This window comes from Microlunatus soli, assembly GCF_900105385.1.
GTDB lineage: Bacteria > Actinomycetota > Actinomycetes > Propionibacteriales > Propionibacteriaceae > Microlunatus > Microlunatus soli.
This window is the reverse complement of record NZ_LT629772.1, coordinates 6,050,150-6,068,274: the sequence shown is the minus strand read 5'-3', so window position 1 is coordinate 6,068,274 and position 18,125 is coordinate 6,050,150. Positions and strand designations below refer to the sequence as shown.

Annotated in this window: 14 protein-coding genes; 3 read left to right on the top strand and 11 right to left on the bottom strand. The window is 67.8% G+C overall.

Annotated elements, in window-relative coordinates:
• Positions 1-54: 54 nt before the first annotated feature.
• From BLU38_RS27790 to BLU38_RS27770, 5 genes are all read right to left on the bottom strand, one after another.
• On the bottom strand, positions 55-846 hold the full coding sequence (locus BLU38_RS27790) for a nucleotidyltransferase domain-containing protein (RefSeq protein WP_157683763.1): 792 nt from the start codon (positions 844-846) through the stop codon (positions 55-57).
• Positions 847-944: 98 nt separating this feature from the next.
• On the bottom strand, positions 945-3,500 hold the full coding sequence (gene glgP, locus BLU38_RS27785; RefSeq protein WP_331715054.1) for an alpha-glucan family phosphorylase: 2,556 nt from the start codon (positions 3,498-3,500) through the stop codon (positions 945-947).
• Positions 3,501-3,621: 121 nt separating this feature from the next.
• A complete protein-coding gene (locus tag BLU38_RS27780; RefSeq protein WP_091529909.1) occupies positions 3,622-4,641 on the bottom strand; it encodes a LacI family DNA-binding transcriptional regulator in 1,020 nt (339 codons plus the stop codon).
• Between the two features lie 7 nt (positions 4,642-4,648).
• Complete coding sequence (locus BLU38_RS27775) at positions 4,649-6,214, bottom strand: TIGR03767 family metallophosphoesterase (protein WP_091529906.1); 1,566 nt, start codon at positions 6,212-6,214, stop codon at positions 4,649-4,651.
• A 47-nt stretch (positions 6,215-6,261) separates the two neighbouring features.
• Positions 6,262-7,596, bottom strand: coding sequence for an MFS transporter (locus BLU38_RS27770; RefSeq protein WP_091529902.1), 1,335 nt, complete (start codon positions 7,594-7,596; stop codon positions 6,262-6,264).
• Positions 7,597-7,700: 104 nt separating this feature from the next.
• Between BLU38_RS27770 and BLU38_RS27765 the strand changes: the two genes are divergently transcribed.
• Positions 7,701-8,324: a histidine phosphatase family protein gene (locus BLU38_RS27765; RefSeq protein ID WP_157683762.1), complete on the top strand. Its 624-nt coding sequence runs from the start codon at positions 7,701-7,703 to the stop codon at positions 8,322-8,324.
• A 19-nt stretch (positions 8,325-8,343) separates the two neighbouring features.
• Here BLU38_RS27765 and BLU38_RS27760 read toward each other — a convergent pair whose 3' ends face one another.
• Positions 8,344-8,706, bottom strand: a complete 363-nt coding sequence (locus tag BLU38_RS27760) for a VOC family protein (protein WP_091533283.1) — start codon at positions 8,704-8,706, stop codon at positions 8,344-8,346.
• A 77-nt stretch (positions 8,707-8,783) separates the two neighbouring features.
• Positions 8,784-9,572, bottom strand: coding sequence for a class I SAM-dependent methyltransferase (locus tag BLU38_RS27755; RefSeq protein WP_091529829.1), 789 nt, complete (start codon positions 9,570-9,572; stop codon positions 8,784-8,786).
• 202 nt (positions 9,573-9,774) lie between these two features.
• Between BLU38_RS27755 and BLU38_RS27750 the strand changes: the two genes are divergently transcribed.
• Positions 9,775-10,728: a phosphotransferase family protein gene (locus BLU38_RS27750; RefSeq protein WP_157683761.1), complete on the top strand. Its 954-nt coding sequence runs from the start codon at positions 9,775-9,777 to the stop codon at positions 10,726-10,728.
• On the opposite strand, the gene BLU38_RS27745 is transcribed toward BLU38_RS27750, so the two are convergent.
• The 3 genes from BLU38_RS27745 to BLU38_RS27735 all read right to left on the bottom strand — a co-directional run bounded on the left by BLU38_RS27745 (position 10,729) and on the right by BLU38_RS27735 (position 14,143).
• The gene (locus BLU38_RS27745; RefSeq protein WP_091529822.1) at positions 10,729-11,808 is read right to left on the bottom strand and encodes a 3-deoxy-7-phosphoheptulonate synthase; all 1,080 of its coding nucleotides are present in this window, start codon (positions 11,806-11,808) and stop codon (positions 10,729-10,731) included.
• A gap of 204 nt (positions 11,809-12,012) precedes the next feature.
• Positions 12,013-12,783: an alpha/beta hydrolase gene (locus tag BLU38_RS27740; RefSeq protein ID WP_197679897.1), complete on the bottom strand. Its 771-nt coding sequence runs from the start codon at positions 12,781-12,783 to the stop codon at positions 12,013-12,015.
• Positions 12,784-12,793: 10 nt separating this feature from the next.
• Positions 12,794-14,143, bottom strand: coding sequence for a Gfo/Idh/MocA family protein (locus tag BLU38_RS27735; RefSeq protein ID WP_091529818.1), 1,350 nt, complete (start codon positions 14,141-14,143; stop codon positions 12,794-12,796).
• 58 nt (positions 14,144-14,201) lie between these two features.
• Between BLU38_RS27735 and BLU38_RS27730 the strand changes: the two genes are divergently transcribed.
• Positions 14,202-16,181 (top strand): alpha/beta hydrolase family protein, encoded by a 1,980-nt coding sequence (locus tag BLU38_RS27730; protein ID WP_091529815.1) that lies wholly within the window; start codon positions 14,202-14,204, stop codon positions 16,179-16,181.
• Positions 16,182-16,336: 155 nt separating this feature from the next.
• On the opposite strand, the gene BLU38_RS27725 is transcribed toward BLU38_RS27730, so the two are convergent.
• On the bottom strand, positions 16,337-18,121 hold the full coding sequence (locus tag BLU38_RS27725; RefSeq protein WP_197679896.1) for an ABC transporter ATP-binding protein: 1,785 nt from the start codon (positions 18,119-18,121) through the stop codon (positions 16,337-16,339).
• Positions 18,122-18,125 lie beyond the last annotated feature (4 nt).

The window sequence follows — 18,125 nt, the reverse complement described above, 5'->3', positions numbered from 1 at the left end:
CTACGGAGTCTGTCGGCACGGGACCCGACGACCGATCCGCTCCTGGGTCACCCCTCACCGCAGCCAGTCGGTGGTATCCAGACCGAGCTGGTCGCGCAGCCGCCCTGCCGTGACCTGCGCGAGGTCGGCCGGCCACTCAAGATCATGGTCGGCGAACAGCGGACGGGCACGTTCGACGATCAGCCGGGCGACGGCCAGTCCGAAGGCGATCATGTCCTCCCGGGTGGCCCGGGCAGCCGGCAGCGCCGCCACCAGCTGCCGTTGTTCCTCGGTGTAGGTGGAGTTCCACGTCTTGCCCGGTTGCTGCTCCCCCGTCTCGGCCAGGAAAACCGTGGTCAACAGCCCGATCACATGCGGGACACCGGTCAGATGTCGCAGATGCTCCTCACGCTGGATCAGACTGATGAACGGCCCGGCCAGTCCACGCAACTGCTCGGCCACGGCGTACTCCAGAGCCGCCGCGACGGTTTCGTAACGGGATGAGGCGAAACCGACCGCGTAGCCCGCCGGCGGCCGGTAGATCGGAACCTCGCCGGAGTGCACCACGACGTCCAGGGTCAGCCCCTGGTCGGTGACGGTGTTGATGATGAACGGGGCGATCGGTGTCCGGGCGAACACGGTCGGGGTGATCCGACGCAGCCAGTTCGGCCAGTCCGCGATGAAGTCCTGATGGTGCTCGGGCTCGGTGGCGATCGCGAGGTCCAGATCGCTCCAGCGATCCGCCGTGCCCGCACCCACCGATCCGCCGGGACCGACCGACCGCACCCGATGATCATCGCCGAGCACCTGCTGCGCTCGCGCGAACACTGCTGTGTAACGAGGATCGATGACGTCGATGCCACCCATGATGCTCCTTGTGATCGCATTCACAATGTGGGTTCACGGTAGCACCATCCGGACCGAGAGCCCCAGGCCTCAGCCCGGCCATTTCGCAGCCGAGAAGGCTAGCCGCCCTGCGGAAATGCGGCCAGTCCGAGCTCGGCGTCGCTGGCCAACCGGGCGTGCCGGGGCACCACCCGGACGGTGTAGCCGATCGAGCCGGCGCGTTCGGTGTCGACCTGTCCCTGATAGCGACGCAGTCCGTCCGCGGCGTCGGCCCCGGCCGGGAACGGGATGCAGCGGACGTCGACCAGTTCGTCGTCCGGGCCGACCGTGCCGACGATCAACTGGACCTCGATCTCGTCCGGTTGCAGCTCCCCCAACCGGACCAGCGCGCTGACACCGATGGTGGTGCCGACCTCGATGGTCTCGCCGGCCAGGCTCTCCACATGATCAACTCCGACGCCCGGCCACAGGTCGCGGACCCGCCGCTTCCAGGCCGCCAGGTCGGCCGCCGTCTGCGGCGTCGATCCGACCGCCCGTGAGGCCGCGGCGGCCGGGGTGTACAGCTGCTGGGTGTAGTCCCGCACCATCCGGGAGGCCAGCACCTTGGGCCCCAGCCCGGCCACGGTGTCGATCATGGTCTGCACCCAACGCTGCGGAATGCCGAGGTTGTCGGTGTCGTAGAACCGCTCGATGATCTCGTTCTCGATGATGTCGTAGAGCGCGTGCGCCTCGAGATCGTCCCGCTGCGCCGGGTCGTCGACACCTTCGGCCGACGGGATCGCCCAGCCGTAGGCCGGGTCGTACCATTCGTCCCACCAGCCATCCCGGATGGACAGGTTGGCTGCGCCGTTCAGCGCAGCCTTCATGCCCGAGGTGCCACACGCCTCGTACGGTCGCAGCGGATTGTTCATCCAGACATCGCACCCCGGATACAACGGTCGGGCCATCGAGATGTCGTAGTCGGGCAGAAAGACGATGCGGTGCCGGACGTCGGCGGCATCGGCGAACTGGACCATCTGCTGGATCAGTGCCTTGCCGCTCTCGTCATCGGGGTGCGACTTGCCGGCGATCACGATCTGGATCGGCCGATCGGGATCGGTCAGCAACCGGCGCAGTCGTTCCGGGTCACGCAACATCAGGGTCAGTCGCTTGTACGACGGCACTCGACGGGCGAAGCCGAAGGTGATCACGTCGGGATCGAGCACCTCTGCGGTCCAGTCGGCCGGGATCCCGCGGTTGGCACTGCTCGCCGCCAGCCGGGTCCGCGCCATCTCGATCAGATCGATCCGCATCTGCCGCTTCATCGCCCAGATGGTCTGCCGATCGGTCCGCTCCAGCGCCGACCAGTCGTACCCGTCCAGCACGGTGTCGCCGTCGCCGCGCGGCGATTCCAGGAGCGCCAGCAGGGCCGGATGGATCCAGGTCTGGTGATGGACCCCGTTGGTGATCGAGGTGATCGGCACCTCGGCGGTGTCGAACAGTCGCCAGAGCCCGTGGAACATCTCCCGTGAGACCTCGCCGTGCAGCCGGGACACACCGTTGGCCCGCTGGGCCAGCCGGAAGCCCATCACCGCCATGTTGAACTTGCCGGGATCACCACCCTCGTAGTCCTCGGCACCGAGTGCCAATACGCGGTCCACCGGTACCGGGTCGAGGTGTTCGAAGTAGCGTGCGATCAGATCGCGGTCGAAGCGGTCGATGCCGGCCGGGACCGGGGTGTGGGTGGTGAAGACGGTGGCCGCTCGGGTTTCCTCCAGGGCCGCATCGAAGTCGAGTTCTCCCGCGGACAGATACTCCCGGATCCGTTCCAGGCCGAGGAATCCCGCATGGCCCTCGTTGGTGTGGAATACCTCGGGAGCCGCTGCCCCGGTGATCGCACAGTAGGCGCGGATCGCTCGGACGCCACCGATGCCGAGCAGGATCTCCTGAGCCAGTCGATGATCGGCGCCACCGCCGTACAGTCGATCGGTCACCTCGCGGTCGGTGCCCGAATTCTGCTCGACGTCCGCGTCCAGCAACAGCAGCGGCACCCGGCCGACCTCGGCCACCCAGACCTGGGCGTGCAGTGTCCTGCCGTCCAGCGGCACCTCGATGATCACCGGTCGGCCGTCGTCCGCGGTGTCCGAGGCGGAGCCGGAACGATCACGCAACAACCGCAACGGAAGGCTGTTCGGATCGATCATCGGATAGCGTTCCTGCTGCCACCCGGACAGATTCAAGGACTGGGTGAAGTAGCCATGCCGATACAGCAGTCCGACACCGATGATCGGCACACCGAGATCACTCGCCGCCTTCAGATGGTCCCCGGCCAGGATGCCCAAGCCACCGGAATACTGCGGCAACACCTCGGTGATCCCGAACTCCGGCGAGAAGTAGCCGATCGCGCGCGGCGCATCGGCCGTGCTGGCGGCATACTCCTGATACCACCGGTCCGCGGACAGGTATTCGGTCAGATCGGCTCGGGCGAGTTCGAGGTGCCGGATGAACTTCCGATCAGCGGACAGCTCGGTCAACCGTGCCGGATCGACCTCGGCCAGCAGTCGGACCGGATCGTGCGCGGTCTCGGCCCACAGCACCGGATCGACGCTCTCGAACAATTCCCGGGTGTCGGCGTCCCAGCACCACCGCAGGTTCAGGGCAAGATCGGACAGTCCGGACAGCGGCTCCGGAAGCACCGGCCGCACAGTGAATCGTCGCATCGCACGCACGCGCAAACAGTAAGCCAGGATGCACCGATTTGCACCGTCGTGCGCGACACGGGCAGGGGCGGGGAATGCGCCGAGCGTCGGGAGCCGATCAGGGAGGCGGGCCCGATGATGCCCGGGCGATCAGCCAGACCGGCCCGGCAAAAGCTGAGTCGTCGGCGGCCCCGAGCCGGGCGAAGATCTGCCGGCCCAACTCGCGACGATCGACGGCCAGCGTGCTCAGGGCGGGTTCCAGCAGTTGAGAGGTGTCCAGATCGTCGTGACCGACCACGGAGAGGTCGACCCCGATCCGCAGCCCCAGATCCCGAACCGCCAGATACACGTAGTGCGCGGACCAGTCGGAATTGGTGATCACCGCGGTCGGCGGATCCGGCTCCTGCAGTTCGGTGACGATCCGGTTGCGGATCGCCTCCCCCTGCAGGTCGCTGAAGATCGGACGTGGCTCGATCCGTCGCCGATCGCACAGCGACAGGTAGTGCTGGTAGCGGTCCTCGTCGCTCATCAGGCTGATCGGCGCGGACAGGAATCCGATCGACCGGTGGCCCAGTTGCCACAGGTGATCGAAGGCGAGACCGACGGCCTGCTGGGCGTCCGGAGCGACATGCGGCAGATCCGGATACATCTGTGGGCCGGCGTTGATCAACACCGTCCGGGCGTCCGGCCGGAGTCGTTGCCACTCCTCCAAGGATGCGGCCCGTCCGATCGGTGCGATCGCCAGTCGGTCGACCCGACGCGCGGCCAGGTGCCGGATGTGGCGTCGCTCCCGGTCCTCGGAATACTCCGAATCCATCGCGACGATGGTCACGCCCTGTTCGAACGCCGCCTGCTGCATCCCGGCCAGCAGATCGTTGAAGAACGGGTTGGACACGTTGCGGACCAGCAGTCCGATCATCGAGACGCTGCCGGTCCGCAGTTCACGGGCTACTGGATCGGGTTGATAGCCCAGATCCTCGGCGAGCTGACGGATCTCGTCCCGGCGAGCCGCCGAGACACCGGACTTGCCGTTCAGTGCCAGGCTGACCAGCGAGGTGGACACGCCGGCCGCACCGGCGATCGTCTGCAGGGTCGGCCGATCCGTCCGATCGCCTGAGCTGTCCGACTCCATGATCATCTCCGATTCATGACCTCCGCAGATAGAGTACGACGTTGCGGTCCTGCGGCGTACCTTCGGCGTCCAGACCACCGACCGAGCCGGGGTCGTTGGCGGCGACCTCCCGATGCAGGCCGGCCAGATCGTCGAGGTCGAGATCGCCGGTCGGCTCCGGAGCGACCGCGGAATCGATCATGGTCGCTCGGATCGCGATCCCCTCGTCTGTGGCGAAGACCTCCAACTCGCGCACCTGCACCGGCCACTCAGCGATCGAGCTGGTGCTGATCTCCCAGAAACCTCCGGACGGTCCGGGCCGCGGTGTGACCTTGTTGACGTGGGTGTGTCCGGACAGCCAGGCGATCACGCTGCCGTGACGATGCAGCAGTTCCTCGACCTCATCGGCCAACCGCAGCCGACCGCCCCAGGTCCCGTCACCGGTGGCGTTGGTCAGGGTGGACAGCCCGTGGTGGGAGCAGATGATCACCAGCCGCTCACCGGCCGACCCCAGTTCGCCTGCCAGCCAGCCGAACTGACGCTCGTCGACACACCCGTCGACGCCGCCGGCCGGGTTCGTGGTGTCCAGGATGATCAGGCGCAGCCCGTCGATGGCGTCGTAGCTGTAGTAGGCGGTGCCGTCGGCGGCGTTCTCCGCGGTGAATCCGTGTCCGGCCGGCTGCTGGCCCGTCTCGCGGTGCAGTCGGACGTAGGTCGCCTTGTCGATCATCCGCCGCTCGGGCAGTGCCTCGATGTCGTGCGGCGCCGCGGTGGAGAAGATCAACGGATCGTCACAGTAGGCGTCGAGGGTGTCCGGGCGCTGCGTCGACTGTGGGTCGCTCGGATCCCGGTCCAGCGGCCGGTCGCTCGGCTTGCTGCCGCCGGTCAGGAAGTCGTCGTAGCCCGGGGGTGCCGGAGCACGCCCCTGGACCAGGCAGTCGTGGTTGCCGAAACAGGCGAGCCAGGGCGCACCGAGTCCCCCGGCCTCGAAGGGCCGGGCGGCCGCGGCCAGGGCACCCGGATGATTGGGCAGCCCCCGTTCGGTCTTCCAACGGTCCCGCGACGTCGGCTCCGGATTCCAGTAGTACTCGTTGCCGGACGCCGACACGGTGCTGTCCAGGCCATCGTTCGGATCGCCCGGCCTGATCGGGCCGCCGTTCATCAGGGTCAGAAAGGTCTGCAGCTCGTTCAACTGGGCTGAATCGGTGTTGTCACCGGTCGTGATCACCGCATCGAATCCCCGCCCGGGCTCTGTCGCCAACTCCCGGATCGTGCGCAGGATCGCCTCGATCGCCTGTAGGAGCAGGAATTCCTGAGGACGATAGGCCGGCAGCATCCGCCGCCAGGCCGGCACCCCGGCGAGCCGTTGCAGGAACTCCAGCCGGCTCGGCGAGACAAGGTCGGCCAGTTGGAAGTCGGTCACCTGGACCAGACGTCCGACCGGCCGGTCGGGCAGCGACCAGGCCGATCCGGTGATCAACTCCGTCCTGGCCCGATGCTGCTCCGCCGGCCCGGCCGTCAGCCGCCGGTAGCCGGTGTCCGGCTGCGGCGCCGTACGGATGATCGTGGCCTGGGTGGTGTCGCGCGGCGGTCGGGTCACGGATGGCTCTCCTGGTGGGCTGGACGGGGTTGCCCGGACGGGCGTGGTCAGACGCGGTGCAGTTCGGATTCGGCGTTGATCTGTTCCAGGCTCTGATGACGGGTCTCCGGCGCCATCGTGACACAGATGATCAAGCCTGCCGCGCCGACGGCGGCGAAGAACCACAGCGCCACGTTGCTCCCCCACAACGCCACGAAGTTGGGGAACACCAGCACCCCGAGGATCGAGCCGATCCGGCTCACCGAGGTTGCCAGCCCGGCACCGGTGGCGCGCAGCGAGGTCGGGAACAGCTCGGTCGGGTAGACGAAGTTGAGGATGCCGCCGCCGGCGTTGGAGAAGAGCACCGCAACGCTGAACAGCGCCACCAGGAAGCCCAGCGTCGGCGACGTGACCAGGGCCAGCACGATCAGCGCAACCGTCAGCCCGGCGAACGAGGTGATGATCAACGGCCGGCGTCCCCAACGGTCGACCAGATTCATCCCGACGAAGGCGCCGACCATGCCGAGCACGGCGACCAGGCCGGACCCGATGATCGTGATCACGCGATCGCCGCTGGTCAGCGGTTCCAAGATCGTCGGGGTGTACATCGAGATGCCGTAGTAGGCGGTGGCGTAGCAGAACCAGAACCCGCAGACGAACAGTGTGCGCCGCCGCATCGCGCCGGAGAACAGAAAGCGGACGGGCTGCCGGGGTGGCGTGGTCGGCAGCACCAGCTCGGCCTCGGGGTTGCCGGTGATCCTGGCGATCACCGATCGCGCTTCTTCAGGCCTGCCGCGGGAAGCGAGCCAGCGCGGCGATTCCGGCAGCTTGACGCGGAAGAAGAACACCACCAGAGCGATCGCGGCACCGACCAGCAGCAGGATCCGCCAGGACCAGTCACCCAGTGGAACCACGGCGAGCCCGACGAGGTAGGCCGCGACGGCGCCGACGAACCACATCGCGCCGAGCGACGTACTGTGCATCCCGCGCCGGGAGTTCGAGCTGAACTCCGACACCAGGGTCGCCGAGATCGGATAGTCGGCACCGATGCCGACGCCGAGCAGGAAGCGGAACAGGATCAGCTGCCACACCTCGGTGGAGAACGCGGTCAGGGCAGCGAAGATCACGAACGCCAGCAGGTCGACCACGTACATCGCCTTCCGACCGAACCGGTCGGTCAGATTGCCCAGCAGGCTGGCGCCGATGAAGGAGCCGATGATCGCACTGGAGACGATCAGGCTCTTCTCCAACGCGGTCAGTTGCCACTCGGCGTGGATCAGCGGCAGCGCCACCGCGATCACCGTCAGGTCGAACCCGTCCAGGAAGGTGCCACCGGCAGACAGCACGGTCACCTTGCGCTGGAACCGCCGGACACTCGGATTGTCCAGTCCCTCGAACGCCATCGTCGCCACCTCATCTCAATCGATTGAGAACTTAGCCGCCAACCATGGTCGTCGGCAAGTGTGCTGGCTCCGGTGGCTCCTGGAGCAGCACGTACGATGTCCCGGTGCTCGACCTGTCGACGCTGGAGAACAGCTACACCGTGATGCGGCATGCGCAGAGCAGACCGAACGTCGCCGGACTGATCGTCTGCCGTGCCCCGGCCGGGCTCGACCCGGCGAACGGGCTGACCGAGCTCGGCCGGCGCCAGGCCCGGGACAGTGCATCGTCCTGGGCCGCTCACCGGGCCGGCGACGCGACTCCCCCGGTGATCATCAGCTCGGACTTCTCCCGGACCACCGAGACCGCCGAGATCCTCCGCGAGGTCACCGGAGCCGGCCCGGTCCGACTGGACCGGCGGCTACGCGAACGCGACTTCGGCGGCTTCGACGGCGGCCCGGCCAGCGCCTACGACCAGGTCTGGGCCCGCGATGCCGAGGACGCGACCGCGCCGGGTGTCGAACCGACCGGCGCGGTGCGTGACCGGGTGCTGAGCATGATCACCGATCTGGAACGTGAGCACCGAGGTCGCGCCATCGTGCTGGTGTCGCACGGCGACACCTCCCAGATCACCCAGGCCGCATTCGCCGGGCTGCCGGTTCACACTCATCGGACCCTACCGCCGCTGGGCAACGCCGAACTGCGGGCATTGAACGTCCTCGACCCGATGATCGATCGGACCGCCGGCTGAGCTGTCGGCGGGCCCGGGATCAGCGATCGATCAGGCAGACGACGTGGCCGTCCGCGTCGCGGACGACAGCCATCCGCTCACCCCACGGTTGATCACTGGGCGGGTCGATCACCGAACCACCGGCCGCCTCCCAGGCCCGCACCACCGCGTCAAGATCGTCAACGGTGAACGCCGCCGCAACGGCCGCATCACTGGGCGTCGTCGGTCGCCGGTGCAGCATGATCGCCGACGCCGATCCGTTGCTCAGCGTCGCCACGTCACCGGTCACGTCGCCGTGGTAGCCCAACACGTCGCGATAGATCGCCAGTGCCCGCTGAAGGTCGCCGGTCGAGATGATCACCCGTGCCAACGCTGCGGCCGGCGCTCTGTCCTCAGTACTCATGGTGATCATCCTCCTCACCGAGGAACACCCGCCGACACCGGCCCACCCGATCGAAGGGCCCTGAGCCTGTCAAAGAGCTATCCGGGCCGATGCGCACGAATCGAGAACAACGCCGGCAGCTCGGGCACTCCCGCCACGTCGGCAGTCGCCGACAACGTCGTCGGCGCGTAGCCATCGTCCGGATGCTCGTGCAGGAACTCGATCACCAGACCGGCGCCGGCCAGCGCGGTGACCACCTCGCCGACCGGATGGATCCACTCCCGGGTCTCGCGATGGGTCAGCCCGACGCCACTGACCGCGTACGACGCGTCCTCCTCGGTGATCGACGGTGCTCCGCCGCCGAAGTAGGACGACGCCAACCGCAGCCCCGATCCGGTCTGCTCCACGGCCATCCCGAGCGGATGGATGTCCAGCAGGTAGAAGGTGCCTCCGGGCCGCAGCAACCGCAGGCAGTTGTCGGCCCAGCCCGCCAGATCACCGATCCACATCAGCACTCCGCGGGTGGTGAAGACGATGTCGTACTCGGTCTGCAGGGTCGCGGCGGCGGTGAGCACGTCGGATTCGACGAATCGGGCCGGTAGCCGCGTCCGTTCGCAGAGTTCGCGGGCGATCCGCAGCGAAGCCCCCGAGAAGTCCACCCCGGTCACGTCGGCTCCGAGTCGCGCCAACGACAGCGAGTCCAATCCCAGATGGCATTGCAGGTGACAGATCGATCGCCCGGCCACGTCTCCGAGTTCGGACTTCTCGATCAAGCCGAGGCTGTCCGGGGACGCCACGAAGCGCTCGATGGCGTAGTAGTCGGAGCCCGCGTGGTGCGGCGCAATCTCGTCCCAGAACTCCCGATTGACCGCACTGTTCTCATCCACCGCGTCAGCTTGACAGCAGTCGACCCGGCTCGCGACCGGATTGATCGCGGGTCGCTACAGCGGACACTTCCGGGGCTTCCTGCGCAGCTGATCGTTGCTCGCCGAAGACTACGCCCCGATCGAATCACGGGTGCGCTGAACGGGGCGCGCCCCATGATTTAACCCGTGGCCGCGATGGCTACGGTCTGCTGAGATGCCGGGCATGGGGTCGACATCGGGCTGGCCGAACAGTTACGTTCGCGGGCTGCACGCCGGTGTATCGACACCGATCGACATCCTGGACCGGTTGACCCGATGGGCCACCGGCCGACGGCTCGACGAGGTGCAGCGGATCGTCGACGGCTACGAGAACGAGGTCTACCGCGTCCGGACCACCGGCGAGCGGGACGTGCTGATCCGGATCAAACGGTTCGGTGGGGATCTCGACGAATCGCTGCGCGAGGCCCGGGCGATCGAGCAAGCGCGTTCGGTCGGCATGCCGGCACCGGAGCTGCTGCTGGTCGACACCGTGGTGATCGACGGCACCGCGTTCCCGGTGATGGTGCAACGCGCTGTCCCGGGCCGCGCCCTGGTCGAGGTGTATGACGGGCTCGGACAGCACCAGCGGCACCGGGTGCTCGTCCAGATCGGCCGGATGATCGCCGACCTCACCGGGATCGCCGTCGACGGCGACTGGACGGCTCGTACGGCGTCGGAGGTGGCGAAGCGGCGGGCCGAGCGCGACCTGGTGATCACGGCCGGCTTCTCCGATCACGAGTTCGACGAGCTGATGGCGGCGCTGGACCGCTATCCCGATCGCTTCCCGTGCCCGGACCCGGTGCTCTGTCACGGCGATCTGAGCCCGAAGCACATCTTCGTCGACGATGAGCTCCGGGTGACCGGTGTGATCGACTTCGGCGACACCCACGCCGGGTCCCCGGTCGACGATCTCGCCGTGTTGCGGGTCCGCGGACCGGCGCTCTCCCTGGACTCGCTCCTGTCCGGCTATCGACGTACCGACATCGCCGGCTTTCGGCAGCGTCTCGACCTGCACACGTTGCTGATCGCGCTCGGCTCGCTCGCCATCGGCGTCGACGAGAACGACGCTGGCTGTGTCCGTCGGGTCAGCCTGCTGATCCGAAAGATCCTGGCAGCACTCCACGACGACGGCTGTTGATCACCGACGCCGGATGCGTTCCCGACCTGCACGTGCGAGCCGCGGCAACAACTCGGCGGTCGTCTCCCAGGACAGACAGGCGTCGGTCACGCTTTGACCGTAGGTCAGCTGCCGACCGGCCGTGACGTCCAGCGGTTGCGCGCCGCCGACGATGAAGCTCTCCATCATCACCCCGCCGATGTTGTCGTCGCCGGCGCCGATCTGGTCGGCCAGTTCGTTGACGACGACGGCTTGCCGACGGTGGTCCTTGCCGGAGTTGGCATGGCTGGCGTCGACGACGACGCGCGGTCGGACGCCCGCCTGGGCGGCGCGTTCCGCCGCCATCGCAACCGGGCCGGACCCGTAGTTGGGACCGGAGCGTCCGCCGCGCAGGACGACGTGGGCGTCGGGGTTGCCGGTGGTGCGGACCAGGGCTGCCCGCCCGTTGCCGTCGATGCCGAGGAAGGACTGCGGTCGGCCGGCAGCCACCGCGCCGTCGACGGCCAGTCCGACATCACCGTCGGTGGCGTTCTTGAAACCGACCGGCATCGACAGTCCGGAGGCCAACTGGCGGTGGATCTGACTCTCGGTGGTCCGTGCGCCGATCGCGGCCCAGCTGATCAGATCGGCGACGTACTGCGGTGTGATCGGTTCCAGCAGTTCGGTTGCCGTCGGCAGGCCGAGCTCGCCGACGTCCAGCAGGAAGCGCCGCGCCAGTTCGAGCCCGGTACCGATGTCGTGGCTGCCGTCCAGATGCGGATCGTTGATCAGCCCCTTCCAGCCGACCGTTGTCCGCGGCTTCTCGAAGTAGCTGCGCATGATCACGACCAGATCGTCGGCCAAGCTGTCGGCGAGCTCGGCCAGCCGACGGGCGTAGTCCAGGCCGGCGTCGGGATCATGGACCGAGCAGGGCCCGACGATCACCAGCAGCCGGGGGTCGGCACCGGAGAGGACGCCGGCGATCTCGGCGCGGCCCCGTTCGACGACGGAGGCGACCATCGACGACGCCGGCAGGCCGCGGCACAAGGTGTCCGGTGCGGTGAGGGATTCGAACTGGCTGACGTGCAGATCTGAGGCGGCAGCCTCGGTGGTGACCGACATGCTGGTCCCTTTCTCACATTCGAGGGTGGCAGCAGGCCCTTCCGCAGAGCCCGCCTGATACGACGAAGGACCAGGATTTCTCCTGGTCCCGTTGGCTCTGAAGGATGTTGCGAGGTCGTCGTCTACCGCGACGTAGGCTCCTCCAGAGCCAACGCGAAGTAGAAATACCAACGACCGGTCATGATCGTCAGGCTAGCAGATCACTCAACCGGTCAGGAACCTCAGCACCGCGTCGTCGATCTCGGCCTGCACGGTGGCCGACGATTCGGTAGCCGTGCCGTCACCGGGTTGATCGCCGTAGGCACCGAACGAGGCGTGGTTGGCGCCGTCGATCACCACCGACTCGGCGTCGGCCGGCAACAGCGGCCGAGCGTTGTTGATCTTCGTCGGGGTGGAGAGGCCGTCCCGGCTGCCGGACACGCTGAGCACTCTGACGTCGGTGCCGGAGATGTCGCGTGCGCAGTAGCTGGCGAAGAGCACCAGGGTCTGGACGCCGCCGCCGCCGACCAGTTGACAGGCCCGGACCCCGCCCAGCGAGTGGCCACCCACTGCCCAGCGCTGCACCCAGGGCGCGAGTGCGGTGAACGCGGTCAGCCGCCGCAGATCGAAGAAGGCGAGATTCAACGTCGGTTTGGTGATGATCACCGTCACGCCTTCTCTGACCAACCCGGCGAGCATCGACGCGTAGGCCAACGGATCGACCTTCGCGCCGGGGATGAACACCAGCCCGTCGGTCGCCTGACCCTCAGCAGCTTGGCCGTCGGTCGGTGTCATCACCCAGGCACCGTCGGAGTGCACCAGATCGATCCGCGGATCGTTGCGCACCGTCGCGAGCGGCACCGACTCCGCCTGCCGCACCCCGACGTTGCCGTACACGACGATGGCGATCATCCCGAGCACGAGGAGGGTGATCAGGCCGCCTCCGATCCAGCCGAGGACCCGGCCTACGCTCCGCACCGCGTGTCCAGGGTCCACGCCGAAAAGGCTATGCCAGAAGGTCGTCGACCATCACGGTCCTGCCGGTCTCCGCGGACCGCCAGATGGCTTCGCCGGCTGCCACCGCGTAGGCGGCCTGGTCCAGGGTCGCCGCCAGACCCAGTCGCCCCGACTCCGCCGACGGTTCGCCGAACAGATCGGCCCGCATCGCCGGGTCGGCCCCGTCGTGGCCGCTACCGCCGGTCTGCACGGTGATCTGCTCCGGATCGGCGAACAACGGCTGCAGGTCGATCCGGTCGTTGCCCGGCATCGGGTTGCCGTCCAGGTCCCGGGCGTAACGCGTCACCAGCCTGCCGTGGGTACCGGTGACAGTCAGTTCGTAGCCTTCCCACGGGGACGAGAAGTCGATCGAGTACAGCAACGCCGCCCCGGATCGGTAGCCGATCAAGGCGCTGTAGTGGTCCTCGATGTCGATCGCGTCGTCGTAGATGGTCATCGGTTCCTCGACCCGATACTGCACCGTGTAGGGCACGTCGGAGCCGGAACGCTGCTCGCCGCCGGGGGCCGGCAGCACGCCGCCCGGGCCGTCCTGCCGGTAGTACGGATCATGATCGGCCAGCGCACCGCCGGTCACCGGGGCACCGTCACGATCATGGGGTCGATGGGCCCCTCGGGGCCCGTAGAAGGCGAGTGCACCGACCGCGGACACCCGGTCGGGAAGATCATCGATCAGCCAGTTCACCAGGTCGAGGTGGTGACAGCTCTTGTGCACCTGCAGTCCACCGGACCGGGCACGACGGCGATTCCAGCGCACGAAGTAGCTCGCACCGTGCCGTACGTCGACGTGGTAGCTGAGGCCTACCTGGAGCACCCTTCCGATCGCACCGTCCATGATCAGTTCCTTCATCCGGCGGTGCCGTGGGGTGTAGCGAAGGTTGTGGGTCACCCGGACCCGGCCGCCGGTCTCGGCCACTGTCTGCCGGACGGCTTCGGCCTGCGCGGCGGTCGCTGTCATCGGCTTCTCGCTGATCACCTCCAGTCCGTGTTCCAGACCGGCCCGGATGTAATCGGCATGGGCGTAGTCCGGCGTGGCCACGATCAGCACGTCAGGTCGACAGTCGATGATCATCTGTTGGACGTCGTCGGGAACGTAGGCCGGCACCGATCCGGCGGAGTCGGGCAGTGTGGACAGGAACGCGCCCACCCGCGGCTGATCGACATCGACGATCGCCACCAGTTCGGCAACCTCGGAGAAGTCGTCAGCGCCCGCGCCGTAGCCGAGCACACCGTCCTCGGCCCCTGCCGCGCCCGCGGTCGCTCCGAGGATCGGACGGATGAATGTCGCGATCGCGCGATTGGACAGACCACACACCGCGTACCGCTTCCTGGGTTTCGCCACCAGTACAGCCTGCCGACGTTCTGCAATTGCCGCAACCGCATGCAGTAAGCTGTCTCAGGTGCCGATCGCCGATGGCCCCCTGGCCTTCCACGCCAATCTCAACGGTCATCTCGACGTGTCCCTGACCTTGCAGACCGAGATCGGCAACCGGACCCGTGAACAACTCGACCATTGGAGTCGGCTCCGCTCCGGGATCACGTCCGAGGCAGCACTGCAGGCCGAGCAGCGACGGATCCGAGCCGCGGTAGACACGGCGATCGGCGGGCTGCCCCCGGCGGCCGAACTGCCCGGACCGCACTATCTGCCCGGTCGGCTGCTCGGCGACATCGAGATCCTTCCGCTGATCTTCCACAGTGCACCGCAGGTCGCGGTATCGGCCACGCTCTACCGGCCGACCGGACCGGTCCCGCAGACCGGCCGGGGCGCTGTCTTGATCACCTGCGGACACACCGACGCCGCCAAGGCCGACCCTGAATACCAGCGGCTCGCCCGTCGACTGGCGTCCACCGGACTGGTGGTGTTGATCTTCGACCCGATCGGGCAGGGCGAGCGACACAGCTACCTCTCCGACCCCTCCGACGCCGCGCTCCCGGCGGCACCGCGCCCGACGATCGCGCCGGGCACCACCGAGCACACCTACGCCGGAGTCCAGGCCTGGTGGCACGGTCAGTCAGCGGTCCGCTACTTCCTGCGCGATGCACTGGCCGCACTGGAACTGCTCCGGGCGCTCCCCGAGGTCGATCCGAGCCGTGTCGGCGTCACCGGGAACAGCGGTGGCGGATACCTGTGCTGCCTGTTGATGGCCGTCGATCCTGCGCTCGCCGCGGCCGCACCCGGCACTTTCGTCTGCGGCCGCGGGCATTACCTGGACTCGGGACAACGCCAGGACGCCGAGCAGATCCTGCTCGGCGGCACTGCCAACGGTCTTGATCATGGTGATCTGTTGATCGCCATGTCGCCCGCGCCGGTGTTGGTGCTCGCCGCCGAATACGACTTCTTCCCCTACCCGGGGACGCTCGCCGTCCTGGGCGACTGCAACGAGCTGTTGCGACGGTGCGGCCGCGAACCGATCGCGCTCGCCACGACCGCCAACGGACATCACTACGACGACCAGCTGGCGATCGCGGCGACCACCTTCTTCGCCGACCGACTCGGCGGTCGGGTCCATCTCTCCGACCCGGGGGAGCCCTTTCCCGTTGTCGACCTCCAGGTATCGCGGACCGGTCAACTCGGAGCGGACGACCGCTCCCAGAAGATGATCTTCGACGAGCTACCGGGTCCGCGATCGGGAGTCGGCGATCGGTGCCGGGATCGTGCTGCACTGGCGTGGCTGGATGCGAAGGTCCGTGGCCCCCGGGTCCTCCTCGACCGATCGGGACGTCGCTGGTTCGACCCGGTCCGGATCGGCGACGAATCCGTGGCACAGCAGGGCTTCTGGTGGACCGAACGGGGCATCGTCGTCGCCGGCGTCGTCACCCGGCCGATCGATACCGCGCCACGATTGCTGCGTGTGGTGCTGCTCGACCGAGGCATCCCGGGCCTGCGAGCCGACGATCGGCGAGCCACCCGAACCGATGCCGCAACCTTGTTCCTCGATGTCCGCGGCACCGGCACCGCACTGCCCCATGATCGGGAGCAGAAGGATTCCCGAGATCTGTCCGGTTCGTCGTACAAGCTGTTGTCGGACCTGCTCTGGCTCGACGACAGTCTGCAGGCGGGTCGTGCCTGGGATCTGCTCCGGACGATCGATCTCGTCGCCGACGGCCTGCTACCGGAGGTGTCGCCGGAGCGGTTCGAGATCATCGCCGAGCCGACCCAGGCGTTCACCGCGACGATCGCCGCTCTGCTGGACGACCGCGTGCAGCTGGAGCTGGATCAACCGATCGACGTCGACTCCATGATCAGCAACAGACTGTGGGACGACACCGACGGACGGTGGCAGTGGGTGCTGCCCGGCTGGCCCACCCGTTTCGACAGCAAGGCGGTACCCGACCTGCTCGGCCACCGCCTCCGGATCCGGCCGACCGCAGGACGCTGATCGATCACCCGCGAACGGCCGGACAGCTCAGCGTCGGGCTCGCAGAAAGAGCGGGGCGGGATGCGGACCCAGGGCTGGCAGGACGATGCGGTCGCCATCGTCACCATCCTGTACGACGGGCTGCGCCACGACGGCACCCGATCGCCGGACAAGGATCAGCCGACAGCGGCGGGTTCCTCCTCCGGCCGATAGCTGATCCGCTGCCGGTTCCCCCGCTGTGCCGGGTCGGAGATCGGCACCGCCGACAACAGTGCCTTGGTGTAACCGTGCTGCGGATCGGTGAACAGTTCGGCGGTCGGTCGGTGCTCGACGATCTTGCCGAAGTACATCACGGCGACCTCGTCGCAGCTGCGCTCGACCACCGACAGGTCGTGGGAGATGAACAGGTAGGTCAGGCCGAGCTCCTGCTGGAGATCGGCGAACAGGTCGAGCACCTGGGCCCGCACCGACACGTCGAGGGCCGAGACGGCCTCGTCGGCCACCACGATGGTCGGTTCGGTGATCAATGCCCGAGCGATGCTGATCCGTTGCCGCTGTCCGCCGGAGAAGGCATGCGGATAGCGGTGCAGCACGTCCGGCTGCAGACCGACTCGGAGCATCGCCTCGCGGGCCCGGTCTTCCAGCTCCGACCGCGCCGTACGCCCGGCCGCACGGAGCGGCTCGGTCACCACGTCGGCGACGGTCATCCGCGGGTTGAGCGAGCCATACGGATCCTGGAACACCATCCGGATCTGTTGCCGGTACGGCAGCAACTCGCGCTCACTGAGCGGAGCAAGATCGACAACGCCGTCGTCGGCCGCATAGTTGATCATGCCGGCCGTCGGCCGGTAGGCCCGCAGGATGGTCCGGCCGAGCGTTGTCTTGCCGCACCCGGACTCGCCGACAATGCCCAACGTGCGCCCCTTCGGCACCGCAAAAGAGACGCCGTCGACGGCCTTGACGACATTGCTTTCCGAACGCCGGAACCGGCGGCCGGACGCTGCCCGGAACTCCATCCGCAGATCCTCGACCGTCAAGATCGGCTCCGTCGGTGCAACAGCCGCCGGCGGCGGTGCCACCGGACGGATCCGCGACGCCGTCTCGGACGGGACGGCGATGCGTTCGGCCCGCTGGGGAAGGGAGTCCAGCAATTCCCGGGTGTAGCTGTGCTGCGGATCGGAGAAGATCTGGTCGACCGGTCCGGTCTCCTGGACTGCACCGTGCCGCATCACGACCACGTCGTCGGCGATCTCGGCGACCACGCCGAGATCGTGGGTGATGAACAGCAACGACATGCCGCTGTTCTCCTTCTCCTGTCGCAACAGATCGAGGATCTGGGCCTGGGTCGTGACGTCGAGCGCAGTGGTCGGCTCGTCGGCGATCAGCAGCCGCGGCCGGGTGATCATCGCCATCGCGATCATCGCCCGCTGCCGCATCCCGCCGGACAGCTGGAAGGTGTAGGCGTCGAAGCGTTCTTCCGGTCGCGGGATGCCGACCTCCTCCAGGGCGGCCACGATCCGTTCCCGACAGCGCCGGTCGCGCCAGCGAATGCCTTCATGTTGGGTGAGCAGATCGGCGATCTGTCTGCCGATCGTGTGCACCGGGCTGAGCGCGGCCATCGGTTCCTGGAAGATCATCCCGATCTCCTTGCCGCGGATCGCGCGGATCGCCCTGCCGCGCGGATCGAAGCCGGCCAGATCGATGGCAGGCTCATCGGCTGCCGGGCGGTAGTCGATCCTGCCGCCGACGATCCGACCGGGTTGATCGACGACCTGCAGGACCGATCGGGCCAGGGCCGACTTGCCCGAGCCGGACTCGCCGACGATGCATGTCGTCCTCCCCCGCCGCAACTGCAGGCTGACGCCGTCGACGGCCTTGACCTCCCCGGTGTCGGTGAAGAAGGAGGTCCGCAGGCCCCCGATGTCCAGGATCAGGTCCCGGCTCGGTTCCGATGCTGTCATCGCC

What these genes read in the sequence shown, in the direction of transcription:
- BLU38_RS27790 (WP_157683763.1), bottom strand. Translation starts at nt 846, where the DNA reads ATGGGTGGCATCGACGTCATCGATCCTCGTTACACAGCAGTGTTCGCG.
- BLU38_RS27780 (WP_091529909.1), bottom strand. Translation starts at nt 4,641, where the DNA reads ATGATCATGGAGTCGGACAGCTCAGGCGATCGGACGGATCGGCCGACC.
- BLU38_RS27770 (WP_091529902.1), bottom strand. Translation starts at nt 7,596, where the DNA reads ATGGCGTTCGAGGGACTGGACAATCCGAGTGTCCGGCGGTTCCAGCGC.
- BLU38_RS27760 (WP_091533283.1), bottom strand. Translation starts at nt 8,706, where the DNA reads ATGAGTACTGAGGACAGAGCGCCGGCCGCAGCGTTGGCACGGGTGATC.
- BLU38_RS27750 (WP_157683761.1), top strand. Translation starts at nt 9,775, where the DNA reads ATGGGGTCGACATCGGGCTGGCCGAACAGTTACGTTCGCGGGCTGCAC.
- BLU38_RS27745 (WP_091529822.1), bottom strand. Translation starts at nt 11,808, where the DNA reads ATGTCGGTCACCACCGAGGCTGCCGCCTCAGATCTGCACGTCAGCCAG.
- BLU38_RS27725 (WP_197679896.1), bottom strand. Translation starts at nt 18,121, where the DNA reads ATGACAGCATCGGAACCGAGCCGGGACCTGATCCTGGACATCGGGGGC.